Raw genomic sequence first — 22,917 nt, forward strand, 5'->3', positions numbered from 1 at the left:
GGGGCGCACCTATCCTTGGCCCCGGGGTTCCGGGGCCAAGGATCGGAGGCGACGCATGCTCGGGACGGTGTTCCGCACCGACGACGTACCCGCGGAGGGCAGGCTCGACCTCTGGCGGGATCTGCTCACCACGACCCGCTCGCCCAGCGAGATCACCAGCCCGCACGCCGCCGACTTCTGGGCCGAGTACCACCTCATGGAGCTGGGACCGGTCACCGTGTGGCCGACGTCGTACCAGCCGTCCCGGTTCCGGCGCAACCAGCGGCTGGTCCGCCGGTCGGACCCCGAGCGCTACCACCTGACGTTGCTGATCCAGGGCGGACTCGCGGTCGAACACATCGGGCGGGCCAACACCTTCGGCCCGCGCGACCTGCTCATGACCGACAGCTCACGCCCCTACGACGTCCTCCCCCACGGCGCCCCCTCCTACGACGACCGGGGCCGGCAGGTCGTCCAGGGCGTGGGCGTGGACTTCCCCAAGGCGCTGCTGTCCGTGCCGCCGCACCTGGTCCGGGACCTGCTGTGCCGACGGCTGCCCGGGCAGGACGGCGTCGGCGCCCTGCTCACCGACTTCCTCGTCGGCCTGGACCGGCAGGCCCAGCACCTCGGGCCGTCCGACGCGCCCCGCCTGGGCAGGATCGTCCTCGACCTGGTGTCGGCCTGGCTCGCCCACCTCCTGGAGACGGAGGACGCCCTGGACCCGGAGACCCGCCACCGGGTCACCGTGGACCGCATCCGGGCGTTCATCCGGCAGAACCTGCACGACCCGACGCTGACCCCGACCGTGATCGCGGCCGCCCACCACATCTCGCTCAGCTATCTCCACCGCATCTTCCAGCAGCGCACCCAGGGCGACACCGTCGCCGCCTGGATCCGCGACCAGCGGCTGGCGGGCGCCCGCCGCGACCTGGCCGACCCCGCGCTGCACGCCACCTCCATCCACACCGTCGCCGCACGCTGGGGCATGCCCCGCGCCTCCGACTTCACCCGCGCCTTCCGCACCGCGTACGGCGTCACGCCCAGCGAGTACCGGCTCCGGGCGGAGCACGAGCGGCAGCAGGAGCAGGAGCCGGGGCGGTAGTCCCACCCCTCGGTCGACGACCCGCGGGGCGTACGGCAGCATGGGCCGCCGACACCGTCGTACGACCATCGGAAGGCAGGCCCCCATGCCCGCGGCACCCGCGCCCGAGATCCTCGCCGCGTTCGAGGCGGCGAAGGGCTTCATGCCCGTCGACGAGGGGCTCGCGCTGTACGCGGCCGCCGTCGAGGCTGGTGCGCTCGGACTGCCGTTGCTGGAGGTCGGCACCTACTGCGGGCGTTCGACGATCCTGCTCGCCGACGCGGCCCGCGCCGCCGGGGTCACCGCGCTCACGCTCGACCACCACCGGGGCAGCGAGGAGCAGCAGCCGGGCTGGGAGTACCACGACCCGGAGACCGTCGACCCCGAGATCGGCCTGATGGACACACTGCCCACCTTCCGCCGGACCCTGCACCGGGCGGGTCTGGAGGAGCATGTCGTCGCCCTGGTCGGACGCTCGCCGCAGATCGCCGCGTTCTGGAACTCGCCCCTCGGCCTCGTCTTCGTCGACGGCGGTCACACCGACGAGCATGCCGCCTCCGACTACGAGGGCTGGGCCCCGCAGGTCGCCGAGGGCGGCCTCCTCGTCATCCACGACGTGTTCCCCGACCCGGTCGACGAGTTCACCGGCCAGGCCCCCTACCGCGTCTACCTGCGCGCCCTTGCCTCCGGCGCCTTCACGGAGGTCTCGGACACCGGCTCACTGCGGGTGCTGCGGCGCACGGGCAAGGGGATCTAGGCTCGATTCAGCCGACGGCGGTACCGGACCCCGGCAACGACGACGACCAGCAGGGCGCCGACGGCCGTCCACACGACGGGGTGCCGGGACGGCAGGTAGAGCGGCGCCGGTGACGCCTCCAGCGGAATGACGGCGACGTCGTTGGCGGGGGTGCGGTCGAACGGGTTGTACGTGCGGATGCTGCCCTTCGCACCCGGCACCTGCCGGTCGATACGGATGTGGAAGTCGATGGCGGTCGTCCCGCCTTCGTGCCGTACGTCGTAGAACGAGTCGTAGCCGATCTCGCAGACGAACGCCCCGCCGGGCTTCTCCGGCCGGTCGCACGCCCACTTTTTGCCGTCCTCCTCGAACTCGTACGGGATCGAGGTGACCGTGGTGCCCTCCGGCGGGACCACCTCGAAGCGGCCCAGCTCCTCGGAGCCCTGGATCCGGCCGGGGCCGAGGTCCTTCAGCCCGAGCCGCACCTTCACCGTGCTGCCGACCCGGCCCCGCACGGTCGCGGTGACCGGACGGTAGTCGGCCTGCACGGTGGTGGTGATCCCGACCCTGCCATGACTGTCGTCGAAGGCCTGGCGCGCGGTCGGGACCAGGGTGAGCGGGGCGCCCGTGCCGCGCACGGTGTGGTCGGCGGGCTGCTGCGGCGCCGACGACCAGCTGTAGCTCACCTCGCCGGTCAGCTGCCCGGGCGGGGTGAGCGTGTAGACCAGCGGGGCGCTCGTGCGGTAGGCGGCGCCCGCCGCGGCCTTCGTGGGGAACGTGCACCATGCCGAGGTGGGCGCGGGGCCCGCGTAGAAGCAGTTGCTGTGCCGGGCCGTCAGCGTCACCCCGTCCGACACGTCGACCTGGAGCGCCACGCCCTTCGTGGCGGGGAACCGGGTGTTGTTGGCGAGCCTCGGGGTGAGGTTCGTGGGGGTGCCCGGGGCCAGCCCGCTCACGCCCTTCTCCTGCCCGGGCGCGGACAGCGTCGGACCGCCGACGGTCATCCGGGTGGCGCCGGTGACCGGGGCCGCGTTGTCGGCGGTCGCGGTGTACGTCACCGTCCCGGCGGCGCCCGGCTGGACGCCGTCCACGCCGAGGAGGGTGAGGGGCCGGTAGCTCTCGCCGTCGCCGTTCTGCAGGTCGCCGTACTCGCAGGTGTAGATCGGGCCCTCGGCCGCACACGCGCGGTTCTCCCCGAGCCGGGCGACGCCGGTCAGCCCTGACGCGTCCACGACGACCCGGACGTTGCGCGCGGGCCCGCCCTTGCTCGCCTCGACGAAGACCGGCACGACGAATTCGTCGTTCTGGGCCTTCGCTCCCTCGTCGGCGTTGTACATGACGTAGGTCGCCGCGGTCTCGAAGCGCAGCACGACCTGTCCGGACTCGTCGGCCGCGGCGGGCGCCGCGGCCATGGCGAGGACGGCGGCGGCGAGACCCGACACCAGGGCGGCCAGGTGCCGGACCGCACGCTTCCGTATGGGTAGGAGCATGCGGGCACTATGCCAGCGCCGGTCCGGACCCTTGCAGCTACCCCTCCCACCCCTCTACAACCAGCCCTGTTGACGAGCCTCCCGCATCGCCTCCATGCGGTTGCGGGTGCCTGTCTTGCCGATCGCGGAGGAGAGGTAGTTGCGGACCGTGGGCTCCGCGAGGTGCAGCGCGGCGGCGATGTCGGCGACCGTCGCGCCGTCCGCCGACGCCTTGAGCGCGTCGCGTTCGCGGGCGGTGAGCGGGTTCGGGCCGGCGCTCAGCGCGGCGGCGGCGAGGGCCGGGTCCACGACCGTCTCGCCGGTCAGCACCCGGCGGATCGCCGCCGCCAGCTCCTCCACCGGGCCGTCCTTGACCAGGAAGCCCGATGCCCCGGCCTCCATGGCCCGGCGCAGATAGCCGGGCCGGCCGAACGTGGTGAGGATCAGCACCCGGCACTCGGGCGCCTGCTCACGCAGCTCGGCGGCGGCGTCCAGGCCGCTCATGCCGGGGAGCTCGATGTCGAGGAGCGCGACGTCCGGGCGGTGGAGGAGGGCCGCGTCCACGATCGCGTCCCCCCTGCCCACCTGCGCGACCACTTCGAGGTCGGCCTCCAGCCCCAGCAGCAGGGCCAGTGCCCCGCGCATCATGCCCTGGTCCTCGGCGAGCAGCACTCTGACGGACTTGGCGGGACGGTGGTCGCGGGGCATCTCGGTCACGGGGCAAGGCTATGCGTGGTGGCCGCGTACGGCGCTCTGTCGCGGCTGCCCTCGCTGTCGCCGCCGGCCTCGCTGTGGTCCGCGGCCGTCGGCAGCTGCGCCGTGACCGTGAAGCCGCCGTGTGGTTCCGGGCCCGCCGTCAGGGAGCCGCCCGCCGTCGCGAGGCGCTCACGCAGGCCGGTCAGGCCGGTGCCGCCGCCTTGCGCGCAGCGGTCACCGGCACCCGCGCCGATATCAGTGCCGGTACCCGTGCCGTTGTCCGTCACCGTCAGCCGGACCTGCTCCGGCTCGCCGGACACGGTGATCCGACACCGGGTCGCCCCGCTGTGCCGGACGACGTTGGTGACCGCCTCGCGCACCACCCAGCCCAGCAGCGCCGCCGTCTGCGGCTGCGGCTGCGGACCCGACCGGCTCACCGACGGTTCCACGCCCGCCGCCGTCAGGGCCGAGCGGGCCCGGTCCAGCTCGGTGGCCAGGCTGCCCTCGCGGTAGCCGGTGACCGCCTCCCGGATCTCGCTCAGCGCCTGACGGCCCACCGCCTCGATGTCCGTGACCTGGGAGAGAGCCGCGTCCATGTCACGCGGCGCCAGCCGTCTGGCCGCCTCCGACTTCACCACGATCACCGAGAGGGTGTGGCCGAGCAGGTCGTGCAGATCGCGGGAGAAGCGCAGCCGCTCCTCCTTCACCGCGCGGCGGGCCAGCTCCTCGCGGGCGGCGCGCAGCTCCCGCACGGCCTCGGAGAGGGACAGGATCGCCGCCGTCACCATCGTCGAGATCCAGGTGGCGTAGGCGATGGTGAGGCCGCCCCAGCCGTCGTGGACGCAGGACACCACGCCCGCCAGGACGGCGACGGCGGTGCCCAGGGTGCGCAGTTGCGGGCCGCGCAGGACCGCGCCCGTCGCGAGGCCGAGCAGCGGGAAGAAGAGCAGCCAGTTGCCGCCGTAGCCCAGGGCGAGTCCGCAGGTCACGAGGCCCATCAGGGCGAGGGCCACCCGCGTCGAGGTCGCCTCGCGGGCCACCTTCACGAAGGAGCGGAAGGCGATGTAGACGTAGAGGGAGTTGAACGTCAGCAGGCCCAGGCCGCCGATCCACGGGTTCGCGGCGTCCCCCTGGAAGAGGTTGGAGAACGCGCCCATCCCCATCAGCAGCCACGGCAGCAGGGAGAAGCCGTTGGCCGGCGGGCCGGGGTCCTGGACGGCCTCGCAGGCCTCGGAGACCTGCCCGTCCCTGCACCGTTCCCGCCCGGCCTTCCAGCGCCGCCGCTGCTCCCGCGCGGCGGTCCAACGGCACCTCACCGCAGTCCACATGGTCGTGTCCCTTCCCCCGGTCCCGCTCCAGGCTCCATGCCCGTCTTCGACGCTACGTTCCCGGGCGCGCGGCCGGCAGGTCGTGATGTAACCGGTCGGGCAGTACGAATGTCACGGCCGCCCGCGACGGCGTCCGCCAGCGGGTCTGACACCCCGTCAGGAGCCTTCACAACTGTGGAGCGCTCGGCTATACAGGGGACGCCGGACTGGAACGCGTTCTAGATCGGCCACCGTGACGACCTCGGTGCGGCCGATCGGTGCGGACGGCCGTGCCGAGGTCTTGCCGCCGTCTTCGAACGATCCGAGCGATCAGGAGTTCCATGCCCATCGACGCAGCCAAGGCGCTCGCCGCCGAGCCCCGGACCGGCGAGATCACCTGGGACCGCCGGGACGTCCAGCTGTACCACCTCGGCATCGGCGCGGGCGTTCCGGCCACCGACCCCGACGAACTGCGCTACACGCTGGAGTCCCGGCTGCATGTCCTGCCGAGCTTCGCCACCGTCGCCGGTTCCGGCTCGCCCGGCGTGATCAGCGGACTGTCCATGCCCGGCGTAGACGTCGATCTCGCCCGCGTCCTGCACGGCGGCCAGCGTCTGGAGATCCACCGCCCCCTCCCGCCGGCCGGCCGGGCGACCGCCACCGGGCGCATCGCCGGCGTGTACGACAAGGGCAAGGCCGCCGTCCTCGTCATGCGCACCGAGGTCGGCGACCAGGACGGGCCGCTGTGGACCAACGACGCCCAGATCTTCGTCCGGGGGGAGGGCGGCTGGGGCGGCGACCGGGGCCCGTCCGCCCGGCTCGACCCGCCCGCCGGCGAGCCCGACAAGGTGGTCGAGCGGGCCGTCCGCGAGGACCAGGCCCTCCTGTACCGCCTCTCCGGCGACTACAACCCGCTGCACGCCGACCCCGAGTTCGCGAAGCTCGCCGGGTTCGACCGGCCCATCCTGCACGGTCTGTGCACCTACGGCATCACGCTCAAGGCGGTCGTCGACACCCTGCTCGACGGCGATGTGACCCGGGTGCGCGCGTACACCACCCGTTTCGCCGGGGTCGTCTTCCCCGGCGAGACCCTGCGCATCCGCATGTGGCGGGGCGAGGGCGAGAGCGAGGTGCGGGTGGCTGTGAGCGCCGTCGAGAGGGACGACGCGCCCGTCCTCGCCGACACGATCGTCGAACACTCCTGAAGCCCGGACGACCTGACGACCTGATCGCCTGACGACTTGATGACCTGATGACCTGAGGGGAGCCGCACCATGCGCGCAGCCGTACTGCACGAGATCGGCCAGGACAAGCTGGAGGTCCTCGACGACGTCGAGGCGGTGGGCTTCGGCCCGGGGCGGGTCAGGATCCGGGTGCGCGCCACGGGGCTGTGCCACTCGGACCTCTCCGCGATGGGCGGCGTGCTGCCGCAGCCCGCGCCGTTCGTGCCCGGCCACGAGGGCGCGGGCGAGATCATGGAGGTCGGCGAGGGCGTCACGAACGTCAAGCCCGGTGACCGGGTCGTGGTCTGCTGGCTGCCCGCCTGCGGTGTCTGTCCGGCCTGCAAGCGGGGCCAGACCGAGCTGTGCCTGGCCGGGTTCATGAACGCCGGCACGCCCAACTTCCGCCGCCCGGGCGGGGATCTGTTCGGCATGGCCGGCACCGGCACCTTCGCCGAGGAGGTCGTGGTGGACGCCCGCTGCGCCGTCCCGATCCCCGACGACGTGCCCTTCGACATCGCCGCGCTCATCGGCTGCGGGGTGACCACCGGTCTGGGCGCCGCGCTCAACACCGCCGACCTGGAGGCCGGTTCGTCCGTCGCCGTGATCGGCTGCGGCGGGGTCGGCATATCGGCGATCCAGGGCGCGCGACTCAAGGGCGCCGCCGAGATCGTCGCCGTCGACCCGGTCGCCTCCCGTCGCGAGGCCGCCCTCAAGTTCGGTGCCACGAAGGCGGTTTCACCGGACGAGCTGGGCGAGGCGAAGCAACTCGTCACCGGCGGCGAGGGGTTCGACTACGTCTTCGAGGTCGTCGGCCGCTCCGCCACCGCCCGCACCGCCTACGAGACCACCCGGCGCGGCGGCACCCTGGTCGTCGTCGGCGCGGGCGCCCTCGACGACTTTCTCCAACTCAGCATGTTCGAGCTGTTCTTCGACGAGAAGCGCATCCTGCCCTCGATGTACGGCGGCGGGGACGTCCTGCGCTCCTACGAGCGGACCATCGCCCTGTGGCGGGCCGGCCGGATCGACCTCACCGACCTGATCACGCACCGGGTCCCGCTCGCCGAGATCAACGAGGCGCTGGACCAGATGCGCACCGGGGCCGCGCTGCGGACCTGCATAGAGATCTGAGGGGCGGGAGTTGCGGATGGCACTGCCACTGGAGGGGCTGTCGGCGATCGTCACCGGCGCCGGACGCGGGCTCGGCCGGGCCGAGGCGCTGGAACTGGCCCGGCTGGGCGCGGCCGTCGTCGTCAACGACTACGGGCAGCCGGGACGGGACGGCTCCGGTGAGGCCTCGACCGGACCGGCGGAGCAGGTCGCGGCGGAGATCCGGGCCGCGGGCGGCACCGCGCTCGTCCACACCGGGGACGTCTCCGACTTCCGACAGGCCCGTGAGCTGGTCGAGTCGGCCGTCGACACGTTCGGCAAGCTGGACGTCGTCGTCAACAACGCGGGCATCCTGCGCGACCGTATGGTCTTCTCCCTCACCGAGGGCGAGTGGGACGCGGTGATCCGGGTCCACCTCAAGGGGCATTTCAACACCACCCGGTTCGCCGCCGCGCACTGGCGTGAGCGCTCCAAGGCGGCCGGCGCCCCGGTCTACGGGCGGATCGTGAACACCTCCTCGGAGGCGTTCCTGGCCGGGTCGGCCGGACAGCCCAACTACGCGGCGGCGAAAGGCGGGATCGTCGGGCTGACGACCTCGACCGCGCTGGCCCTCGCCAAATACGGCGTCACCGTGAACGCGATCTGCCCGCGCGCCCGCACCCGCATGACGGAGGACGTCTTCGCCGGGTTCGAGCAGCCGGCCGAGGGGCTCGACCCGCTCGCGCCCGAGCATGTCGCCCCGCTGGTCGGCTACTTGGCCTCGCCGGCCGCCGCCCGGATCAACGGGCAGCTGCTCGTGGTGCACGGCGGCATGGTCGCCGTCGTCGAACGGCCGCGCGTGCAGGCGAAGTTCGACAGCAAGGAGGACGTGTTCAGCCATGCGGAGCTGGAAGCGGTCCTCGGCGCGCACTTCGCGGAGCGACCGACGGGCGAGACGTTCGCGGCGGCGGAGGTGCTGGGCCTGCGGAGGGGTCAGGAATAGCGGCGAGGGGGATGCGAAGGGGGCTCCGGTCGTCCGTGGACGACCGGAGCCCCCTTCGGTCCTTCGGCGTATCTATGCATCTATGCATCTGTGTATCTGCGTTACGTCAGGCAGCCACTGAATGCTGTCCTACGCCTTGTCCTCGGTCTTGCTCTCGGCCGGCTTGCGGTGCCGGCCGTGGGGGGCCGAGTCGCCGTCGTGGGACGAGACCGGGCCCCGGTGTCGGCCGTGACCGGCCGTTTCGTGGGAGTCGGCGGACAGCGGCTGCATCGTGCTTGCGTCGCTCATCGGAAGTGTTCACCCCGTCAACATGATCTTTCTTACAGCCGGGCGATTTTATCCAGCACACCGAGGGGCGAATCCAGGCGGCCACGCCAACCGCAGCTAGTTCGTTACAAGTCTGCCGAGCGGGGCCTGTTGGAGGGGGACCGGGCGGGGGGCGGCGGTCGGCTGTTCCGTCGGCGCGGAGGGCATCGACGGTTCCTCGGGGAGCGGGTCCGCGATCGGCGCCGTCAGCAGGGCCACCGCGCACGGCTCCGCCGCCGAGGCGTACGGCAGCCGCAGCACGCCCTGCGCCGTCCACAGCCCGCTGCCCGTCAACCAACCCTCCGGGGCGGCGAACTGGTGCAGCCGGCGCTCCACCGGGCGCCACACGCCGACCCAGGCGCCGAAGGCGCCGTCGATCCGGAGCGCCACCGCGCAGGTCTCCGGCACGAGCAGCTGGCCCGGCTGGATCGCGAACGGGGTGACGGTGAGATCGGGCAGCCGCAGGGACTCCGGGAAGCGGACCGGCAGTGTGCTGCCGAGCACTCCCCAGCCCAGTCGGGTCTCGCCCGGCGAGGGGGCGTCCGAGCCGATGAGCAGCAGGCCGCTGTCGGGGTCGGCGAGCAGCAGACGGTCGTCGCTGTCGGCGCTGATCTGCAGGAGGGGCGACACCTCGCCGCCGCGCTCCAGGTCCACCACGACGGCCTTGGTCCGGCCGGCGATCTCCCGGTCCAGGGCGAGCATGCGGCCCGTATCGTCCAGCCAGACGCCGCCGGAGCAGCGGCCGGGGATCTCGGCGACGTGCTCGGGGCCGAAGCTGCCGCCCGCGACCAGCCACACGGCCGTCGTGTAGCGGCCGACGGCGAGGGCGTAGGCGCGTTCGCCGCAGGGGGCCGGGGGGAGCAGGTGCAGCCGGGTGCCCTCGTCCGGGCACTCGACGCCGCCCAGCGGCAGTTCGCCCGTGCCGGGGCCGGTCGGATACAGCAGGGAGAAGACGTGCCGTCCGTCGATCAGCCGCCGGATCAGGACCCGGCCGTCGGCCATCGGCTGCACCTCCGTGCCGGGCTCCTCCGGCTGGTTGCCGGGCAGCGGCACGGCGTACGGCTCGGGGCCGTCCAGGGTCCAGCGCTCCGGGAACCAGGAGTCGCCGTCCCGGGCCAGGCGCGCGGCGTAGGCGCCGTTCGCCGTGATCACGCAGCCCGCGGCCGGGCTGTCCGCGGCCGGGCTGTCCGCGGCCGGGCCGACGGCCGGCAGGCCGTCTGCGAGCATGCGGTCCGCGATCACGCCGTCCGCGTGCGGTGTGCGCTCGGCGGCGCCCCCCTCGTCGGGGTCTCCGGCCGATCCGGGGTCTCCGGCCTCTCCGGCCCCTCCGGGGTACTCGGGGTTCCCGGAGACCTCCCCGCCCGCCCCGTCCGCTGCGTTGGGCTCGATCGCACAGGTCGGCGTCGTCATCGTTCGGTCACCTCCGGCCACGAAGCTAGTTTTCGTACGCACGGACGTGGGACCGCCAGGCGGTCTACTTCCCTCATAAGAGTGGCGCAGAAGCGATTCGCCTGAGGGGGGCGGAGGGGGTGTGCATGGGCGGCGGCGGCAGCGGTACGGGCCCGTGGGGTGGCCAGGTAGCCTTTCACCCGTGCCCCGTCTGTCTGAAGTCATCGCCGCGTTGGAGAACCTGTGGCCCGCCGAGCGGGCCGAGTCCTGGGACGCGGTCGGCACCGTCGTGGGCGACCCCGACCTGGACGTCTCCCGGGTCCTGTTCGCCGTCGACCCCGTCCAGGAGATCGTCGAGGAGGCCGTGAAGCTCGGCGCCGACCTGCTCGTCACCCACCATCCGCTCTATCTGCGCGGGACGACGACCGTCGCGGCGTCCGACTTCAAGGGCCGTGTCGTGCACACGCTCATCAAGAACGACATCGCCCTGCACGTCGCCCACACCAACGCCGACACCGCCGATCCGGGAGTGAGCGACGCCCTCGCCGGCGCCCTCGACCTGCGCGTCGTACGGCCCCTGGTGCCGGATCCGAGCGACCCCGAGGGGCGGCGCGGCCTCGGGCGCGTCTGCGAGCTGGACCACCCGCTCACCGTCCGTGAGTTCGCCGCCCGTGCCGCCGAGCGGCTGCCCGCCACCGCGCAGGGCATCCGGGTGGCGGGCGATCCGGAGGCGCTCGTCCGGACGGTCGCCGTCAGCGGCGGGTCCGGCGACAGCCTGTTCGACCATGTCCGGGCGGCCGGCGTGGACGCCTTCCTCACCTCGGACCTGCGCCACCACCCGGTCTCCGAGGCCCGCGCCCGCAGTCCTCTCGCGCTGCTCGACGCGGCGCACTGGGCCACCGAGTGGCCCTGGTGCGAGCTGGCGGCCGCCCAGCTCGACGAGATCTCCGACCGGCGGGGCTGGGACCTCAGGGTCCATGTCTCCCGCACGGTCACCGACCCCTGGACGGCCCACGCGGCGTCCAACGCCACCTCTAGCTCAATGGGAGCCCCCAACTGAACGCCGCGACCGCCGACCAGATCCGACTCCTCGACGTCCAGGCCTTCGACGTCCGGCTCCAGCAGCTCGCGCACAAGCGGAGGTCGCTGCCCGAGCACGCGGAGATCGAATCGCTGACCAAGGACCTCACCCAGCTGCGCGACCTTCTCGTGGCCGCCCAGACCGAGGAGAGCGACACCGCCCGCGAGCAGACCAAGGCCGAGCAGGACGTCGACCAGGTCCGTCAGCGTGCCGCCCGCGACCAGCAGCGGCTCGACTCCGGGGCCGTCACCTCCCCGAAGGACCTGGAGAACCTCCAGAAGGAGATCGTCTCCCTCGCCAAGCGCCAGGGCGACCTCGAGGACGTCGTCCTGGAGGTCATGGAGCGCCGTGAGAGCGCGCAGGAGCGGGTCGCCGAGCTGACCGAGCGCGTCGGTTCCGTCCAGGGCAGGATCGACGACGCCACCGCCCGCCGGGACGCGTCCTTCGAGCAGCTCGACGGCGAGGCCGCCACCGCGACCAAGGAGCGCGCGGTCGTCGCCGGCTCCGTCCCGGCCGACCTGCTGAAGCTCTACGAGAAGCTGCGCGAGCAGCAGGGCGGCATCGGCGCGGCCAAGCTCTACCAGCGCACCTGCCAGGGCTGCCGCCAGGAGCTGTCGATCACCGACATCAACGAGATCCGCAAGGCGCCGTCCGACACGGTCGTCCGGTGCGAGAACTGCCGTCGCATCCTGGTCCGTACGTCAGAGTCCGGTCTGTAAGAGTCCGGTCTGTAAGGGCCCGGTCTGTAAGAGTCCGGTCTGTAGAGGAGCTGCGCGGTGCGGGAGTTCATCGTCGAGGCCGACGGCGGGTCGCGGGGCAACCCGGGGCCCGCGGGCTACGGCAGCGTGGTGATCGACGCGGGGACGGGGGAGACGCTCGTCGAGCGCGCCGAGTACATCGGCGTCGCCACGAACAACGTCGCCGAGTACCGGGGGCTGCTGGCCGGCCTGCGTGCCGCCCGTGAACTCGACCCGTCGGCCGCGGTGCGCGTGCGGATGGACTCCAAGCTGGTCGTCGAGCAGATGTCCGGCCGCTGGAAGATCAAGCACCCCGACATGAAGCCCCTCGCGGCGGAGGCGGCGCGGATCCTGCCGCGCGCCCAGGTCGCCTACGAGTGGATCCCGCGCGAGCAGAACAAGCACGCCGACCGCCTGGCGAACGAGGCGATGGACGCGGGCAAGCGGGGCGAGCAATGGGACGCGGAAGCGTCCCGGGCGGCGCTGCACCCCCGCTCCTCGGCACCCGCCGCCCCCGAGCCGTCCGGCCCACCCGGCGACGCCACCGCAGGCGCGGCAAGGGCCCGCGAGGCGCTGGCCGCGGCCCGCCCGGCTGCCGCGGGGAGCGCGAGAGGGGCGAGGGCTGTGGGATCGACGAGGGCTGTGGGATCGACGACGGCTGGCGCAGCGACGGCTGCCGCGGGATCGGCGACGGCTGCCGGGCCGACCAGGGCTGCCGGGTCGGCCGCGGGCGACACGGCCGGCGTGTCCGCCGCGGGCGCGGGATCGACGACGGTCGCGGGATCGGGGACGGCTGCCGGATCGGCCAGGGCTGCTGGGTCGGCCGCGGGAGATACGGCCGGCGGGTCCGCCGTGGGCGGCGATTCGGCGACGGGTGGTGACTCGGCCGCGGGTGGCGACTCGGCGCGTGCCGTGAAGTCGGCGACGGCTGTCATGTCGTCGGGTGGGGGCACCGATTCGGCCGCGGGCGGCCCGGCTGATGGGTCGGCCACGGGTGGCACGGCTGCCGACGCCGGCGTGAGCGGTACGGGCGGCGGGTCCCCCGTCGGTGGTACCGACCCGGCGGGTGACCCGAAGGGCGGCGACGCGGCGGGCGCTGGCGCGAAGGGCGGTGACGCGGCGGACGGTGACGCGGCGGGCCGCGACCCGGCGGGCGCTGACGCGAAGGGGCAGGCCGATCGTCGTGCTGCCCGGGCTGTCGGCGGCTCCGCGTCCTCCAGCCCCTCTGTCGGCTGGGGGGCTGCGCCCGATCTCGGGGCGCCTGCCACCTTTGTGCTGCTGCGGCACGGGGAGACCCCGCTCACCCCGCAGAAGCGGTTCTCCGGGAGCGGGGGCACCGATCCCTCCCTCTCCGACGTAGGCCGGGAGCAGGCCGAGCGGGTCGCCGCCGCGCTCGCCCGGCGCGGCACCGTCCAGCACATCCTCGCCTCCCCGCTCGCCCGGACCCGGCAGACCGCCGGCGCCGTCGCCGCCCGTCTCGGTCTGGAGGTCACCGTCGACGAGGGGCTGATCGAGACGGACTTCGGGGCCTGGGAGGGGCTGACCTTCGGCGAGGTCCGCGAGCGCCACCCGGAGGACCTGAACGCCTGGCTCGCCGACCCGGAGGCCGAGCCGACCGGCGGCGGTGAGAGCTTCGCGGCGACCGCCACCCGGATCGCGGCCACCCGCGACCGGCTGGTCGCGGAGTACGCGGGCCGTACGGTCCTGCTGGTCACCCACGTGACCCCGATCAAGACGTTCGTACGGCTCGCCCTGGGCGCCCCGCCCGAGTCGCTGTTCCGTATGGAGCTGTCGGCGGCCTCGCTGTCGGCGGTGGCCTACTACGCGGACGGCAACGCCAGCGTCCGCCTGTTCAACGAGACATCCCACCTGCGGCCCTGAGCGACGCGGCGGCCCGCGCGAGCTCCTCGACCCGCGACCAGTCCCGGGCCGCGAGCGCGTCCGCCGGAAGCATCCAACTCCCGCCCACGCAGGCGACGTTGGGCAGAGCCAGGTACTCCGGCGCGTTGTCCGGGCCGATCCCGCCCGTCGGGCAGAAACGGGCCTGCGGGAGCGGTCCGGCGAGCGACCGCAGATACGCCGTGCCGCCCGCCGCCTGCGCCGGGAAGAACTTCATCTCCCGTATCCCGCGCTCCAGCAGCGCCACGACCTCCGACGTGGTCGACACCCCGGGCAGGAACGGCAACCCGGACGCCCGCATCGCCGTCAGCAGGACGTCCGTCCAGCCGGGGCTGACCAGGAACCGCGCCCCGGCCGCCGCGCACGCCGTCACCTGCTCCGGGGCGATCACCGTCCCGGCCCCGACGACCGCCTCCGGGACCGCCCCGGAGATCTCCCGGATCGCGTCGAGCGCGGCGGACGTCCGCAGCGTCACCTCGATCGCGGTCAGCCCGCCCGCCACCAGCGCCCGCGCCAGCGGCACGGCGTCGGCGGCGTCCTCGACCACCACCACGGGCACGACGGGAGCCAGATCCAGTACCGAGCCGGCCGGGCCAGTCGAGCCGGCCGAGACAGCCGAGTCAGCCGAGCCGGTCAAGGTGTCCGGGACAGGCGAAGGGGAGGGCAAGGGTGAGGTCATGCGCCTCATCCTGCCCCCGGTGTGCAACACGCGCAAAGGGCATTGCGCATGTTGCAATGACGGTATGTGTGACGGGGACGACGGTCAGTGCACCTCGTCCACCAGCACATCCAGCGTCCAGGCCGTCCCCGCCCGCGTCGGCGCCTGCTCCTCCACCACGTATCCGAGGTCCCGCAACGCCTCCACGAGCTCCGCCGGGCCCTTGGGGGCGATCCCCGCCGTCAGCAGGCTCCGGACGATCCGCCCCTTCGTCGCCTTGTTGAAGTGGCTGACGACCTTCCGGGTCGGCGCGTGCAGCACCCGCACGCTCGCCGTCCGCCCCGCGACCTCGCCCTTCGGCTTCCACGCGGCCGCGTACGCCGCCGACCGCAGGTCGAGCACCAGCCCGTCGCCGGCCACCTCGGGCAGCACGGACGCCATCGGCGCACGCCAGTGCGCGCCCAGCGCCCCCAGCCCCGGCAGCCGTACGCCCATGGAGCAGCGGTACGACGGGATCCGGTCCGTCACCCGGACGGCGCCCCACAGCCCCGAGAAGACGAGCAGCGACCTGGCCGCGCGCTTCTTCGCCGCCGCGTCCAGAGTGGCCAGGCCGAGGGCGTCGTACAGGACGCCCGTGTAGATCTCCCCGGCCGGCCGGGTGCCCGCCGTGCGCAGCTCCGTGTTCTTCGCGATCTCGCCGCGCAGCCCCTCGCTCAGCCCGAGCACCTCGCGCGCCTTGTCCTCGTCGGCCGCGCACAGCTCGACCAGCTCGTCGAGGACCGCCTCGCGGGCGGCGCCGATCCCCGGCAGGGAGAGCGCCTCCGGCTTGAGCGGGGCACCACGTCCGGAGGACGCCTTGCCTTCGGAGGGCGGCAGCAGGACCAGCACGGAAAATCTCCTTCGAACTTCAGACTTCGAACGTCAGACTTCGGACTTCGGACTTCGGTAGAACGTGAACCTGGGCGGAACGCGAAACTGTGCTGCGACAGCGTACGGCGTGCCGCCGGGCCGCCCCGGTCCTACGCTCGTTGCATGCCCCGCCGCCACATCCGCGTGACCGGCGCCCCCGAAACTCCCCTCCGGGCCGCCCTCACCGCACTGCGCACCGAGCTCGGGGCGCCCGGCGACTTCCCGCCCGAGGCGCTGGCCGAGGCGGAGCGCGCCGCACAGGCCCCGGCGCCCCCGTCCCCGTCCTCGTCCTACGACGCCACGGACATCCCCTTCCTCACCATCGACCCGCCCGCCTCCACCGACCTCGACCAGGCGCTGCATCTCTCCCGGCAGGGCGCCGGCTACCGCGTCCGGTACGCCATCGCCGACGTCGCCGCGTTCGTCGTCCCCGGCGGAGCGCTGGACGCCGAGGCACACCGCCGGGTCAACACCCTGTACTTCCCGGACGGCAAGGTTCCGCTGCACCCGGCCGTGCTGAGCGAGGGCGCCGCCAGTCTGCTGCCGGGCCAGATCCGCCCCGCCGCCCTGTGGACCATCGACCTCGACGCGGACGGCCGTACCGTCGCCGTCGACGTCCGGCGCGCCCTGGTCCGCAGCCGCGCCAAGCTCGACTACGCGGGCGTACAGCGCCGGATCGACGACGGGACCGCCGAGGAACCGCTCCGACTCCTCCCCGTGGTGGGGAAGTTGCGGGAGGGCCTGGAGGTCGAGCGGGGCGGGATCTCCCTCGATGTGCCCGAGCAGGAGATCGTCGAGCGCGACGGCGGCTATGAGCTGACCTACCGCGCCCCGCTCCCCGCCGACGGCTGGAACGCGCAGCTCTCCCTCCTCACCGGGATGGCGGCGGCCGACCTGATGCTGGCCTCGGGCACGGGCGTCCTGCGCACGCTGCCCGCCGCTCCCGACGGCGCCGTCGGCCGACTGCGCCGCACCGCGCACGCCCTGCGCATCGACTGGCCGCACCATGTCTCGTACGCGCAGCTCGTCCGCTCCCTGGACCCGCACGAGCCCCGCCACGCGGCCTTCCTCCAGGAGTGCACGACCCTGCTGCGTGGCGCCGGCTACACCGTCTTCCGGGACGGCAAGCTCCCCGACATCACCACCCATGCCGCCGTCGCCGCCGCGTACACCCACTGCACGGCCCCGCTCCGCCGCCTCGCCGACCGCTACGCCACCGAGCTGTGCCTGGCCGCCGTCGCGGACGAGCCCCCGCCCGGCTGGGTGCTCGCCGCGCTCGACGCCCTGCCCGAGGAGATGGCGGAGGGCGGGCGGCGCGCGAACGCCGTCGAGCGGGGCTGCGTCGACATCGCCGAGGCCGCCCTGCTCGAGGACCGCCTCGGCGAGGTCTTCGACGGCTGTGTGGTGGACGTGGAGGAGCGCCGCCCGTCCGTCGGAACCGTCCAGCTGGAGTCCCCGGCGGTCATCGGCCGGATCGACGGCGATCACCTCCCTCTGGGGGAACGGTTGAGGGTCCGGCTGACCCAGGCCGACCCGGCGACGCGGAAGGTGCGGTTCGCGCCCGCCTGACGACCCCGCCTGACGACCCCGCCTGACGGACCCGTCTGACGACCTCGCCTGACGGACCCGTCTGACGACCTCGCCTGACGGACCCGTCTGACGGCCCCGCCCGACGGACCCGACGCGGCGGTCAGGAGACGGGCGCGCCGAACCAGCGCTCCAGGGCCGCCTCCAGCGTGTCCTCGGGACCCTTCCCCATGTCCTGAGCGCTGTCGGTCGTCGCCGCCCATGCCACGTATCCGTCCGGCCGCACGAGCAGCGCCGCCAGCTCCGGGTGGCCGGCGGCGACGGTCGTGCGGACGTCCACCCGGTCGCCGTGGCCCTCCGCGCGGGCCCGCAGCTTCGGGTCGTCGGCCAGGTCGAGCAGCAGGGCGCGCCCGCCGTGCAGGTGGTCGGCGAGCCGGGTGCCGTCGGCGAACTCCAGGTCGGGGGCGCTGTGGCCGACCAGCGGATGGTCGCCGGGCAGGTCGTAGTGCTGCCAGACGCCGGAGATCTTCTTGACGAGGTAGGTGGTGCCGCCGACGGTTCCCGCCATGCCGGTCACCACCTCGCGCAGGGCGCGCGCGTGCGACTCGGTGCGCATCAGCGCGATCTGGGCCCGAGTCCACTCCAGCACCCAGGCGCCGATCGGATGGCGTTCCCTCGTGTACGAGTCGAGCAGTCCCTCGGGGGCGTCCCCGCGTACCACCGCCGCGAGCTTCCAGCCGAGGTTCATCGCGTCCCCGACGCCGAGGTTGAGCCCCTGCCCGCCGAACGGCGAGTGCACATGCGCCGCGTCGCCCGCGAGGAGGACCCGGCCCGCGCGATAGGTGCTCGCCTGGCGGCAGTTGTCGGTGAACCGGGTCAGTGAGCGCACCTCGCCCACCGTGACGTCCACGCCGGTCACGCGGCGCACACTGGCCTGCAGCTCCTCGGTGGTGACGGGCGTCTCGCGGTCGGCGGGCGGTCCGTCGAACTCCACGGTCAGGATGCGGCCGGGCATCGGACCGTAGGCGTACGTCCCGGACTCCGTCGTGTTCCAGCCGCCCCGCAGCCCCTCGACGCCGGTCAGGTCGGCGATCGCCTGGTAGCCGGTGATCTCCGGGGGCGTGCCCGGGAAGTCGAACCCGGCGAGCTTGCGCACGGTGCTGCGGCCGCCGTCGCATCCGACGAGCCAGCCCGCACGCACGTCCTGCGCACCCGCGAGACGCACCGTGACGCCGCTGCCGCCCTCGTCGGTGTCGTCGGTGGCGAAGCCGGTCAGCTCGACCTGGCGGCGGACCTCCACGCCGAGCTCCCGGGCCCGCTCGCCGAGCAGCCGCTCCAGCGTGGCCTGCGGGATCAGGCCGATGCCGTCGGCCGGCCCGAGGTCCGCGAAGGCCGGGTCCGACTCGTCCAGCAGTGCGGCGCTGAGCATGATCCCGGCGAAGTGTCCGGCGAACCTGGGCGGAGGCACGGCCGACGCGGCTGCCGCGCCCGACTCGCCGCCCCGCGACTTCCGGAACTCATAGGACTCCCGGAACTCCCGGAACCGGTTCATCGCCGCCTCCTGCACCTCCGCGAGCGCGGGCAGCAGTCCACGCCGGTAGAGGGCGACGGCCGTCGGGGAGTTGATCGCGCCGGCCTTGATCGTCTCGTCCACCTCGGCCAGCCGCTCGACGACCAGCGTCCGCGCCCCGCCGAGCACCAGCTCGCAGGCCAGCATCAGCCCGACCGGCCCGGCCCCGGCCACCACCACGTCGTATTCCGCCACACTGTCATCCATCATGCATTTGACTGTAGTCACTAAAAGTTTGTTGCCGCTATAGTTTTCCTCATGGTGGAGGAAAAGAAAGCGGAACCGGAACCGTCCCTTCGGGAACGCAAGAAGCAGGCCACGCGGCAGCGGATCTCGAACGTGGCGACGGGCCTGTTCGTGGCGCGCGGCTTCGACGAGGTGACCGTCGCGGAGGTCGCCCGGGTGGCGGAGGTGTCCGCGATGACCGTCTTCAACTACTTCCCGCGCAAGGAGGACCTCTTCCTCGACCGCATCCCCGAGGCCGTCGAACTCTTCACGGAGGCGGTACGGCGACGGGGCCCCGACGAGAGCCCGCTCGCCGCCCTCCGCGCGCTCGCGCTCCGGCTCCTGGGCCGACGGCACCCGTTGGGCGGGCTCGACGACGACTTCGCGCACTTCTGGCGGATCGTCGTCGACTCGCCGGCCCTGCGGGCCCGGGCCCGCGAGGGGGTCGAGGAGGTGGAGGAGGCGTTGGCGCAGGCCCTCGCGGAGACCGCCCCCGAACTCCCCGACCCGCACCTGGCCGCCGCCGTGACGGTCGCGGCGTACCGCGCGGTCTACGTCGTCACGGCGCGCCGCATGCTGGAGGGGGAGCGGGCGGCGACGCTCGTGGACGGACATCGGGTGCGACTGGAGGCAGCCTTCGACGCACTGGAGGGGGTGTTCGGGACGGGAGGCTGACGTCCAACGCCCAGCGGCATGGAACCGCGGCCGGAAAGCGTTGCACTCCCAGTGGCACGAAGGGGTCGGCGGAGAGACGAGGGGGATCGGCGCGTGAGCCGTGAACAGGCCGTGAGCCGTGAACAGGCGTTGTGGACGAGAGCCCGGCTGGGCCGCTGCGGCCCTCCCCTCGACCTGCTCACCGCCCGCTTCGACAAGCACGTCTACGCCCCGCACGCCCACGACGAGTTCACCGTCGGCGTCTGCGTCGGCGGCTCCGAGATCATCGACTACCGCGGCGGCCACATCCGCAGCGGCCCGGGCGCCATCGTCGTCCTGGCCCCGGGCGAGATGCACACCGGCGGCCCCGGCAACGACACCGACGGCTACGCCTACCGCGCGCTCTACGCGGCCCCGGGCCTGCTCGGCGACGGCGCCCTCGGCACCGGCGTCCCGCACTTCCGCGACGCCGTCGTCGACGACCCGGAACTGGCCGCCGCCCTACGCCGCGCCCACACGGAGCTGGCCGCCTGCCCCGACCCGCTGGAGGCCGAGTCCCGCTTCCCGTGGCTGCTGACGGCCCTGGCCCGCCGCCACTCCACGGCCCGCGCGGTCACCGACACCGTCCCCGGCGCCGACCGCATCGCCCACACCGTCCGAGACCGGCTGGCCGACGAGCTGGTCGAGCCGCCCTCCCTGGCCGAAATGGCCGCCGACCTGGACCTGTCCCGCTACCAGCTCCTGCGCGCCTTCCGTACGACGATGGGGATACCGCCCTATGCCTGGCTGGCCCAGCACCGGGTGGCCCGCGCCCGCGGCCTGCTGGAAGCCGGACTGCGACCGGCCGAGGTGGCGACCCTGGTCGGCTTCGCGGACCAGGCCCATCTGACCCGCTGGTTCCGCCGCGTGCTGGGGGTGACCCCGGCGGCGTACCGCAACAGCGTTCAAGACGGGCTTCGCTGAAACGGTGAGCATGGCCGTATGACTGCACGCGGCTGGTTTCTGTTCTCCCTGATGGGAGTGGTCTGGGGCATCCCCTATCTGCTGATCAAGGTGGCGGTGGAGGACCTCTCCCCGTCCATGGTCGTGTTCACGCGCTGTGCGCTGGGGGCGCTGCTCCTGTTGCCGTTCGCGATCCGCCAGGGCGGCCTGATCCGTACCGTCCGGGCACACTGGGCGCCCATGCTGGCCTTCGCGTGCATCGAGATCGTGGGCCCCTGGTTCACGCTGACGGACGCCGAGCGGCACCTGTCGAGCTCCACCGCCGGCCTGCTGATCGCGGGCGTCCCGATCGTCGGCGTCCTGGCGGCCCGCTTCTTCGGCGACACGGAGGTACTGGGCGCCCGGCGGATCACCGGCCTGGCCCTGGGCCTGGCCGGCGTCGGCGTGCTCACCGTCCCGCACCTGACGGGAGGGGACGTGAAGTCGCTGGGCGAGGTGCTGCTGACGGTCGTCGGCTACGCCACGGCCCCCCTGATAGCCGCCCGCCGCCTCAAAGACGTCCCCACCCTCCAACTGATCGCCCCCTGCCTGACCCTGACGGCCTTGATCTACGCCCCCGCGGCGGCGGCGTCCTGGCCGTCAACACTCCCGTCAACGGAGGTCCTCGCCTCCCTCGCGGCCCTCGGAGCCATCTGCACGGCGGTCGCCTTCGTGGCCTTCCTCGAACTGATCAAGGAGATCGGCCCGACCCGCTCGACGGTCATCACGTACGTCAACCCGGCGGTGGCGGTGGCGGTCGGGGCGATCTTCCTGGACGAGCGCCTCACGGCAGGAATCGTGGCCGCGTTCCTCCTGATCCTGGCGGGTTCGGTACTGGCGACGGCGGGCGGTCCTGACAAAGGCACCCGCCCGGTAACATGGTCGACACGGCAGACGAGCCGGGCGGACGGCCGCGTGGAGTCCCCTTAGGGGGCTTCCCGAGGAACGTCCGGGCTCCACAGGGCAGGGTGATGGCTAACGGCCACCCGGGGTGACCCGCGGGACAGTGCCACAGAAAACAAACCGCCCGGCGCTCAGGCGCTGGGTAAGGGTGAAACGGTGGTGTAAGAGACCACCAGTGCCCAGGGCGACCTGGGCAGCTAGGTAAACCCCACCCGGAGCAAGGTCAAAAGGAAACACCCCGGTGTTTCTGCGTGGACGTCCGAGGGCTGCCCGCCCGAGTCCACGGGTAGACCGCACGAGGCCGGCGGCAACGCCGACCCTAGATGGATGGCCGTCTCCCCGGCCGCCGCGAGGCAGCCGGGCGACAGAACCCGGCGTACAGCCCGACTCGTCTGCCGTTCAGGCTCTGACCTGAATATTTGGTTAGTCACGGGATCTCGAATGTGAGGTTGACCGCGGCTGGCCTAGGACCTGCTGGAAGGCTGCCCGCGAACGGGTATTCGCCTTCGGCGAGTTCGGGCCGCTGGGGATCCGGATGACGCAAGGCTTCTGCTGGGCAGAGCAGGGCAAGCTGAACCGATGCGTCGACCGGCGGGGCAAGGCCTTCACCAACGGCTTGGCTGTGCGAGTTGATCACACCGCCGGACCCGGCGGCGCTCCAACCTGCGGCGTGACGCGGCGGGCCCGCCGAAGCCGCGCCCCAGCAGCGCGGGTGCGCCTCTTCCCTGGAGCCGTTTCCGCCGTCGCCAACCGCTGGCCTTCGAGGACCTACTACCAGGGCGCGGCACGGTCATACAGACTCTGCGTGCCGTCCACGCGTCAGCATTACACCGCTCGCCGACACCCGGCTGATGGACCGCGCAACGGCGGTCGAGCTGTACCCGCGTGCCGCGCGTCTCCGCTGCGGTCACGCCCATGCACATCGAGGTCGAGGACGTGCTGCGCGAAGCGAGTTTTCCCTCACCTACGACTCCGAGTGCAGGCGCTTCTTCCCACCGGCTGTCGAGGGCGCCCGCTGAATGGGGTCGGCACGCTGCTGGTCGACCTCAACGCGGAGTTCCTGATCGTCTTCCGTGCACTTGCCGACGAACTCGGCACCGAATGGACGAAAGTCCAAGGGCCGTGGCCATCGTCACAGAGGCCGGCGAACTCAAGCCTGGGCTGCGCTCCTACGACCAGCGCGTCACCGCTTGCCTGGTCGACCGGCTGAGGGGGCGGGCGGAGACGTCCGGCCCCAAGACGGTGCTCCTCGTCCACAACTCCGGTCTGCTCGCACTGCTACAGGGTCTTTGGTGGCTGTGTCCGATGGAGGACTCGAAGCAGAAGCCCGCGCTGGACGGGCGGCTGTAGAGGTCGATGGACCGGGCGATGGAATCGGTTGTGCCATTCGCTGTTCCTGAACGGGCTGCGGGCCGTGAACACCGAGGCTTCGTGACCGCCGAGATAGCCGTTCTGTAGTTAACGCTTCACGCATTGGTGAGCTGACCGTAGAATTCCG

Annotated in this window: 20 protein-coding genes, 1 other RNA gene and 1 pseudogene; 14 read left to right on the forward strand and 8 right to left on the reverse strand. The window is 72.9% G+C overall.

Annotation, left to right across the window (positions count from 1 at the left end; all coding sequences use genetic code 11):
• Positions 1-55: 55 nt before the first annotated feature.
• Positions 56-1,081 (forward strand): helix-turn-helix domain-containing protein, encoded by a 1,026-nt coding sequence (locus tag ABZ725_RS39615; RefSeq protein ID WP_358807231.1) that lies wholly within the window; start codon positions 56-58, stop codon positions 1,079-1,081.
• Positions 1,082-1,166: 85 nt separating this feature from the next.
• Positions 1,167-1,817 carry a class I SAM-dependent methyltransferase gene (locus ABZ725_RS39620; protein WP_358807232.1) on the forward strand — a complete coding sequence of 217 codons (651 nt, stop codon included), beginning with the start codon at positions 1,167-1,169 and terminating at the stop codon, positions 1,815-1,817.
• Here ABZ725_RS39620 and ABZ725_RS39625 read toward each other — a convergent pair.
• The 3 genes from ABZ725_RS39625 to ABZ725_RS39635 are packed head-to-tail and all read right to left on the reverse strand — an operon-like array spanning position 1,814 to position 5,289.
• Entirely contained in the window at positions 1,814-3,286 is a 1,473-nt protein-coding gene (locus ABZ725_RS39625; RefSeq protein WP_358807233.1) for a hypothetical protein, read from the reverse strand. The genes ABZ725_RS39620 and ABZ725_RS39625 overlap by 4 nt on opposite strands.
• A 54-nt stretch (positions 3,287-3,340) precedes the next feature.
• Positions 3,341-3,973 (reverse strand): response regulator transcription factor, encoded by a 633-nt coding sequence (locus tag ABZ725_RS39630; RefSeq protein ID WP_351911317.1) that lies wholly within the window; start codon positions 3,971-3,973, stop codon positions 3,341-3,343.
• Positions 3,974-3,978: 5 nt separating this feature from the next.
• Positions 3,979-5,289 (reverse strand): sensor histidine kinase, encoded by a 1,311-nt coding sequence (locus ABZ725_RS39635; protein WP_358807234.1) that lies wholly within the window; start codon positions 5,287-5,289, stop codon positions 3,979-3,981.
• 320 nt (positions 5,290-5,609) lie between these two features.
• Here ABZ725_RS39635 and ABZ725_RS39640 point away from each other — a divergent pair, with 320 nt between their 5' ends.
• The 3 genes from ABZ725_RS39640 to ABZ725_RS39650 all read left to right on the forward strand — a co-directional run bounded on the left by ABZ725_RS39640 (position 5,610) and on the right by ABZ725_RS39650 (position 8,580).
• Positions 5,610-6,473, forward strand: coding sequence for a MaoC/PaaZ C-terminal domain-containing protein (locus ABZ725_RS39640; RefSeq protein ID WP_358807235.1), 864 nt, complete (start codon positions 5,610-5,612; stop codon positions 6,471-6,473).
• 69 nt (positions 6,474-6,542) lie between these two features.
• Positions 6,543-7,619: a Zn-dependent alcohol dehydrogenase gene (locus ABZ725_RS39645; protein WP_358807236.1), complete on the forward strand. Its 1,077-nt coding sequence runs from the start codon at positions 6,543-6,545 to the stop codon at positions 7,617-7,619.
• A 16-nt stretch (positions 7,620-7,635) separates the two neighbouring features.
• Positions 7,636-8,580, forward strand: a complete 945-nt coding sequence (locus ABZ725_RS39650; protein WP_358807237.1) for a 3-oxoacyl-ACP reductase — start codon at positions 7,636-7,638, stop codon at positions 8,578-8,580.
• Positions 8,581-8,709: 129 nt separating this feature from the next.
• On the opposite strand, the gene ABZ725_RS39655 is transcribed toward ABZ725_RS39650, so the two are convergent.
• Both ABZ725_RS39655 and ABZ725_RS39660 read right to left on the reverse strand, forming a co-directional pair.
• Positions 8,710-8,868 carry a hypothetical protein gene (locus ABZ725_RS39655; protein ID WP_351911252.1) on the reverse strand — a complete coding sequence of 53 codons (159 nt, stop codon included), beginning with the start codon at positions 8,866-8,868 and terminating at the stop codon, positions 8,710-8,712.
• Positions 8,869-8,964: 96 nt separating this feature from the next.
• A complete protein-coding gene (locus tag ABZ725_RS39660; RefSeq protein WP_358807238.1) occupies positions 8,965-10,296 on the reverse strand; it encodes a hypothetical protein in 1,332 nt (443 codons plus the stop codon).
• 181 nt (positions 10,297-10,477) lie between these two features.
• Here ABZ725_RS39660 and ABZ725_RS39665 point away from each other — a divergent pair, with 181 nt between their 5' ends.
• From ABZ725_RS39665 to ABZ725_RS39675, 3 genes are read left to right on the forward strand one after another with little or no spacing between them, the layout of a single operon-like run.
• Positions 10,478-11,335, forward strand: coding sequence for a Nif3-like dinuclear metal center hexameric protein (locus tag ABZ725_RS39665; protein ID WP_358807239.1), 858 nt, complete (start codon positions 10,478-10,480; stop codon positions 11,333-11,335).
• Positions 11,332-12,075 carry a C4-type zinc ribbon domain-containing protein gene (locus ABZ725_RS39670; protein ID WP_358807378.1) on the forward strand — a complete coding sequence of 248 codons (744 nt, stop codon included), beginning with the start codon at positions 11,332-11,334 and terminating at the stop codon, positions 12,073-12,075. Before ABZ725_RS39665 ends, ABZ725_RS39670 begins: the two co-directional genes overlap by 4 nt.
• 57 nt (positions 12,076-12,132) lie before the next feature.
• Positions 12,133-13,974, forward strand: coding sequence for a bifunctional RNase H/acid phosphatase (locus ABZ725_RS39675; RefSeq protein ID WP_358807240.1), 1,842 nt, complete (start codon positions 12,133-12,135; stop codon positions 13,972-13,974).
• Here ABZ725_RS39675 and eda read toward each other — a convergent pair.
• Both eda and yaaA read right to left on the reverse strand, forming a co-directional pair.
• Complete coding sequence (gene eda, locus ABZ725_RS39680; protein ID WP_358807241.1) at positions 13,946-14,671, reverse strand: bifunctional 4-hydroxy-2-oxoglutarate aldolase/2-dehydro-3-deoxy-phosphogluconate aldolase; 726 nt, start codon at positions 14,669-14,671, stop codon at positions 13,946-13,948. The genes ABZ725_RS39675 and eda overlap by 29 nt on opposite strands.
• An 84-nt stretch (positions 14,672-14,755) precedes the next feature.
• Positions 14,756-15,538, reverse strand: a complete 783-nt coding sequence (gene yaaA / locus ABZ725_RS39685; RefSeq protein ID WP_358807242.1) for a peroxide stress protein YaaA — start codon at positions 15,536-15,538, stop codon at positions 14,756-14,758.
• Between the two features lie 144 nt (positions 15,539-15,682).
• Between yaaA and ABZ725_RS39690 the strand changes: the two genes are divergently transcribed.
• Positions 15,683-17,128, forward strand: a complete 1,446-nt coding sequence (locus ABZ725_RS39690) for an RNB domain-containing ribonuclease (RefSeq protein ID WP_358807243.1) — start codon at positions 15,683-15,685, stop codon at positions 17,126-17,128.
• A 121-nt stretch (positions 17,129-17,249) separates the two neighbouring features.
• Here ABZ725_RS39690 and ABZ725_RS39695 read toward each other — a convergent pair whose 3' ends face one another.
• Entirely contained in the window at positions 17,250-18,863 is a 1,614-nt protein-coding gene (locus ABZ725_RS39695) for an FAD-dependent oxidoreductase (RefSeq protein WP_358807379.1), read from the reverse strand.
• Positions 18,864-18,914: 51 nt separating this feature from the next.
• Here ABZ725_RS39695 and ABZ725_RS39700 point away from each other — a divergent pair, with 51 nt between their 5' ends.
• The 5 genes and pseudogenes from ABZ725_RS39700 to ABZ725_RS39720 all read left to right on the forward strand — a co-directional run bounded on the left by ABZ725_RS39700 (position 18,915) and on the right by ABZ725_RS39720 (position 22,769).
• Positions 18,915-19,556, forward strand: coding sequence for a TetR/AcrR family transcriptional regulator (locus ABZ725_RS39700; protein ID WP_358807244.1), 642 nt, complete (start codon positions 18,915-18,917; stop codon positions 19,554-19,556).
• A gap of 93 nt (positions 19,557-19,649) precedes the next feature.
• On the forward strand, positions 19,650-20,498 hold the full coding sequence (locus tag ABZ725_RS39705) for an AraC family transcriptional regulator (protein ID WP_358807245.1): 849 nt from the start codon (positions 19,650-19,652) through the stop codon (positions 20,496-20,498).
• A 51-nt stretch (positions 20,499-20,549) separates the two neighbouring features.
• A pseudogene (locus ABZ725_RS39710) lies at positions 20,550-21,296 on the forward strand (DMT family transporter); the annotation flags it as partial.
• Positions 21,297-21,411: 115 nt separating this feature from the next.
• An RNA gene (gene rnpB, locus ABZ725_RS39715) (RNase P RNA component class A) lies at positions 21,412-21,814 on the forward strand.
• A 727-nt stretch (positions 21,815-22,541) separates the two neighbouring features.
• Positions 22,542-22,769, forward strand: coding sequence for a hypothetical protein (locus tag ABZ725_RS39720; RefSeq protein WP_358807246.1), 228 nt, complete (start codon positions 22,542-22,544; stop codon positions 22,767-22,769).
• Positions 22,770-22,917: the final 148 nt, after the last annotated feature.

The sequence above is a fragment of the Streptomyces sp. NPDC006872 genome (genome assembly GCF_040635845.1).
In the GTDB taxonomy this organism is placed as follows: domain Bacteria; phylum Actinomycetota; class Actinomycetes; order Streptomycetales; family Streptomycetaceae; genus Streptomyces.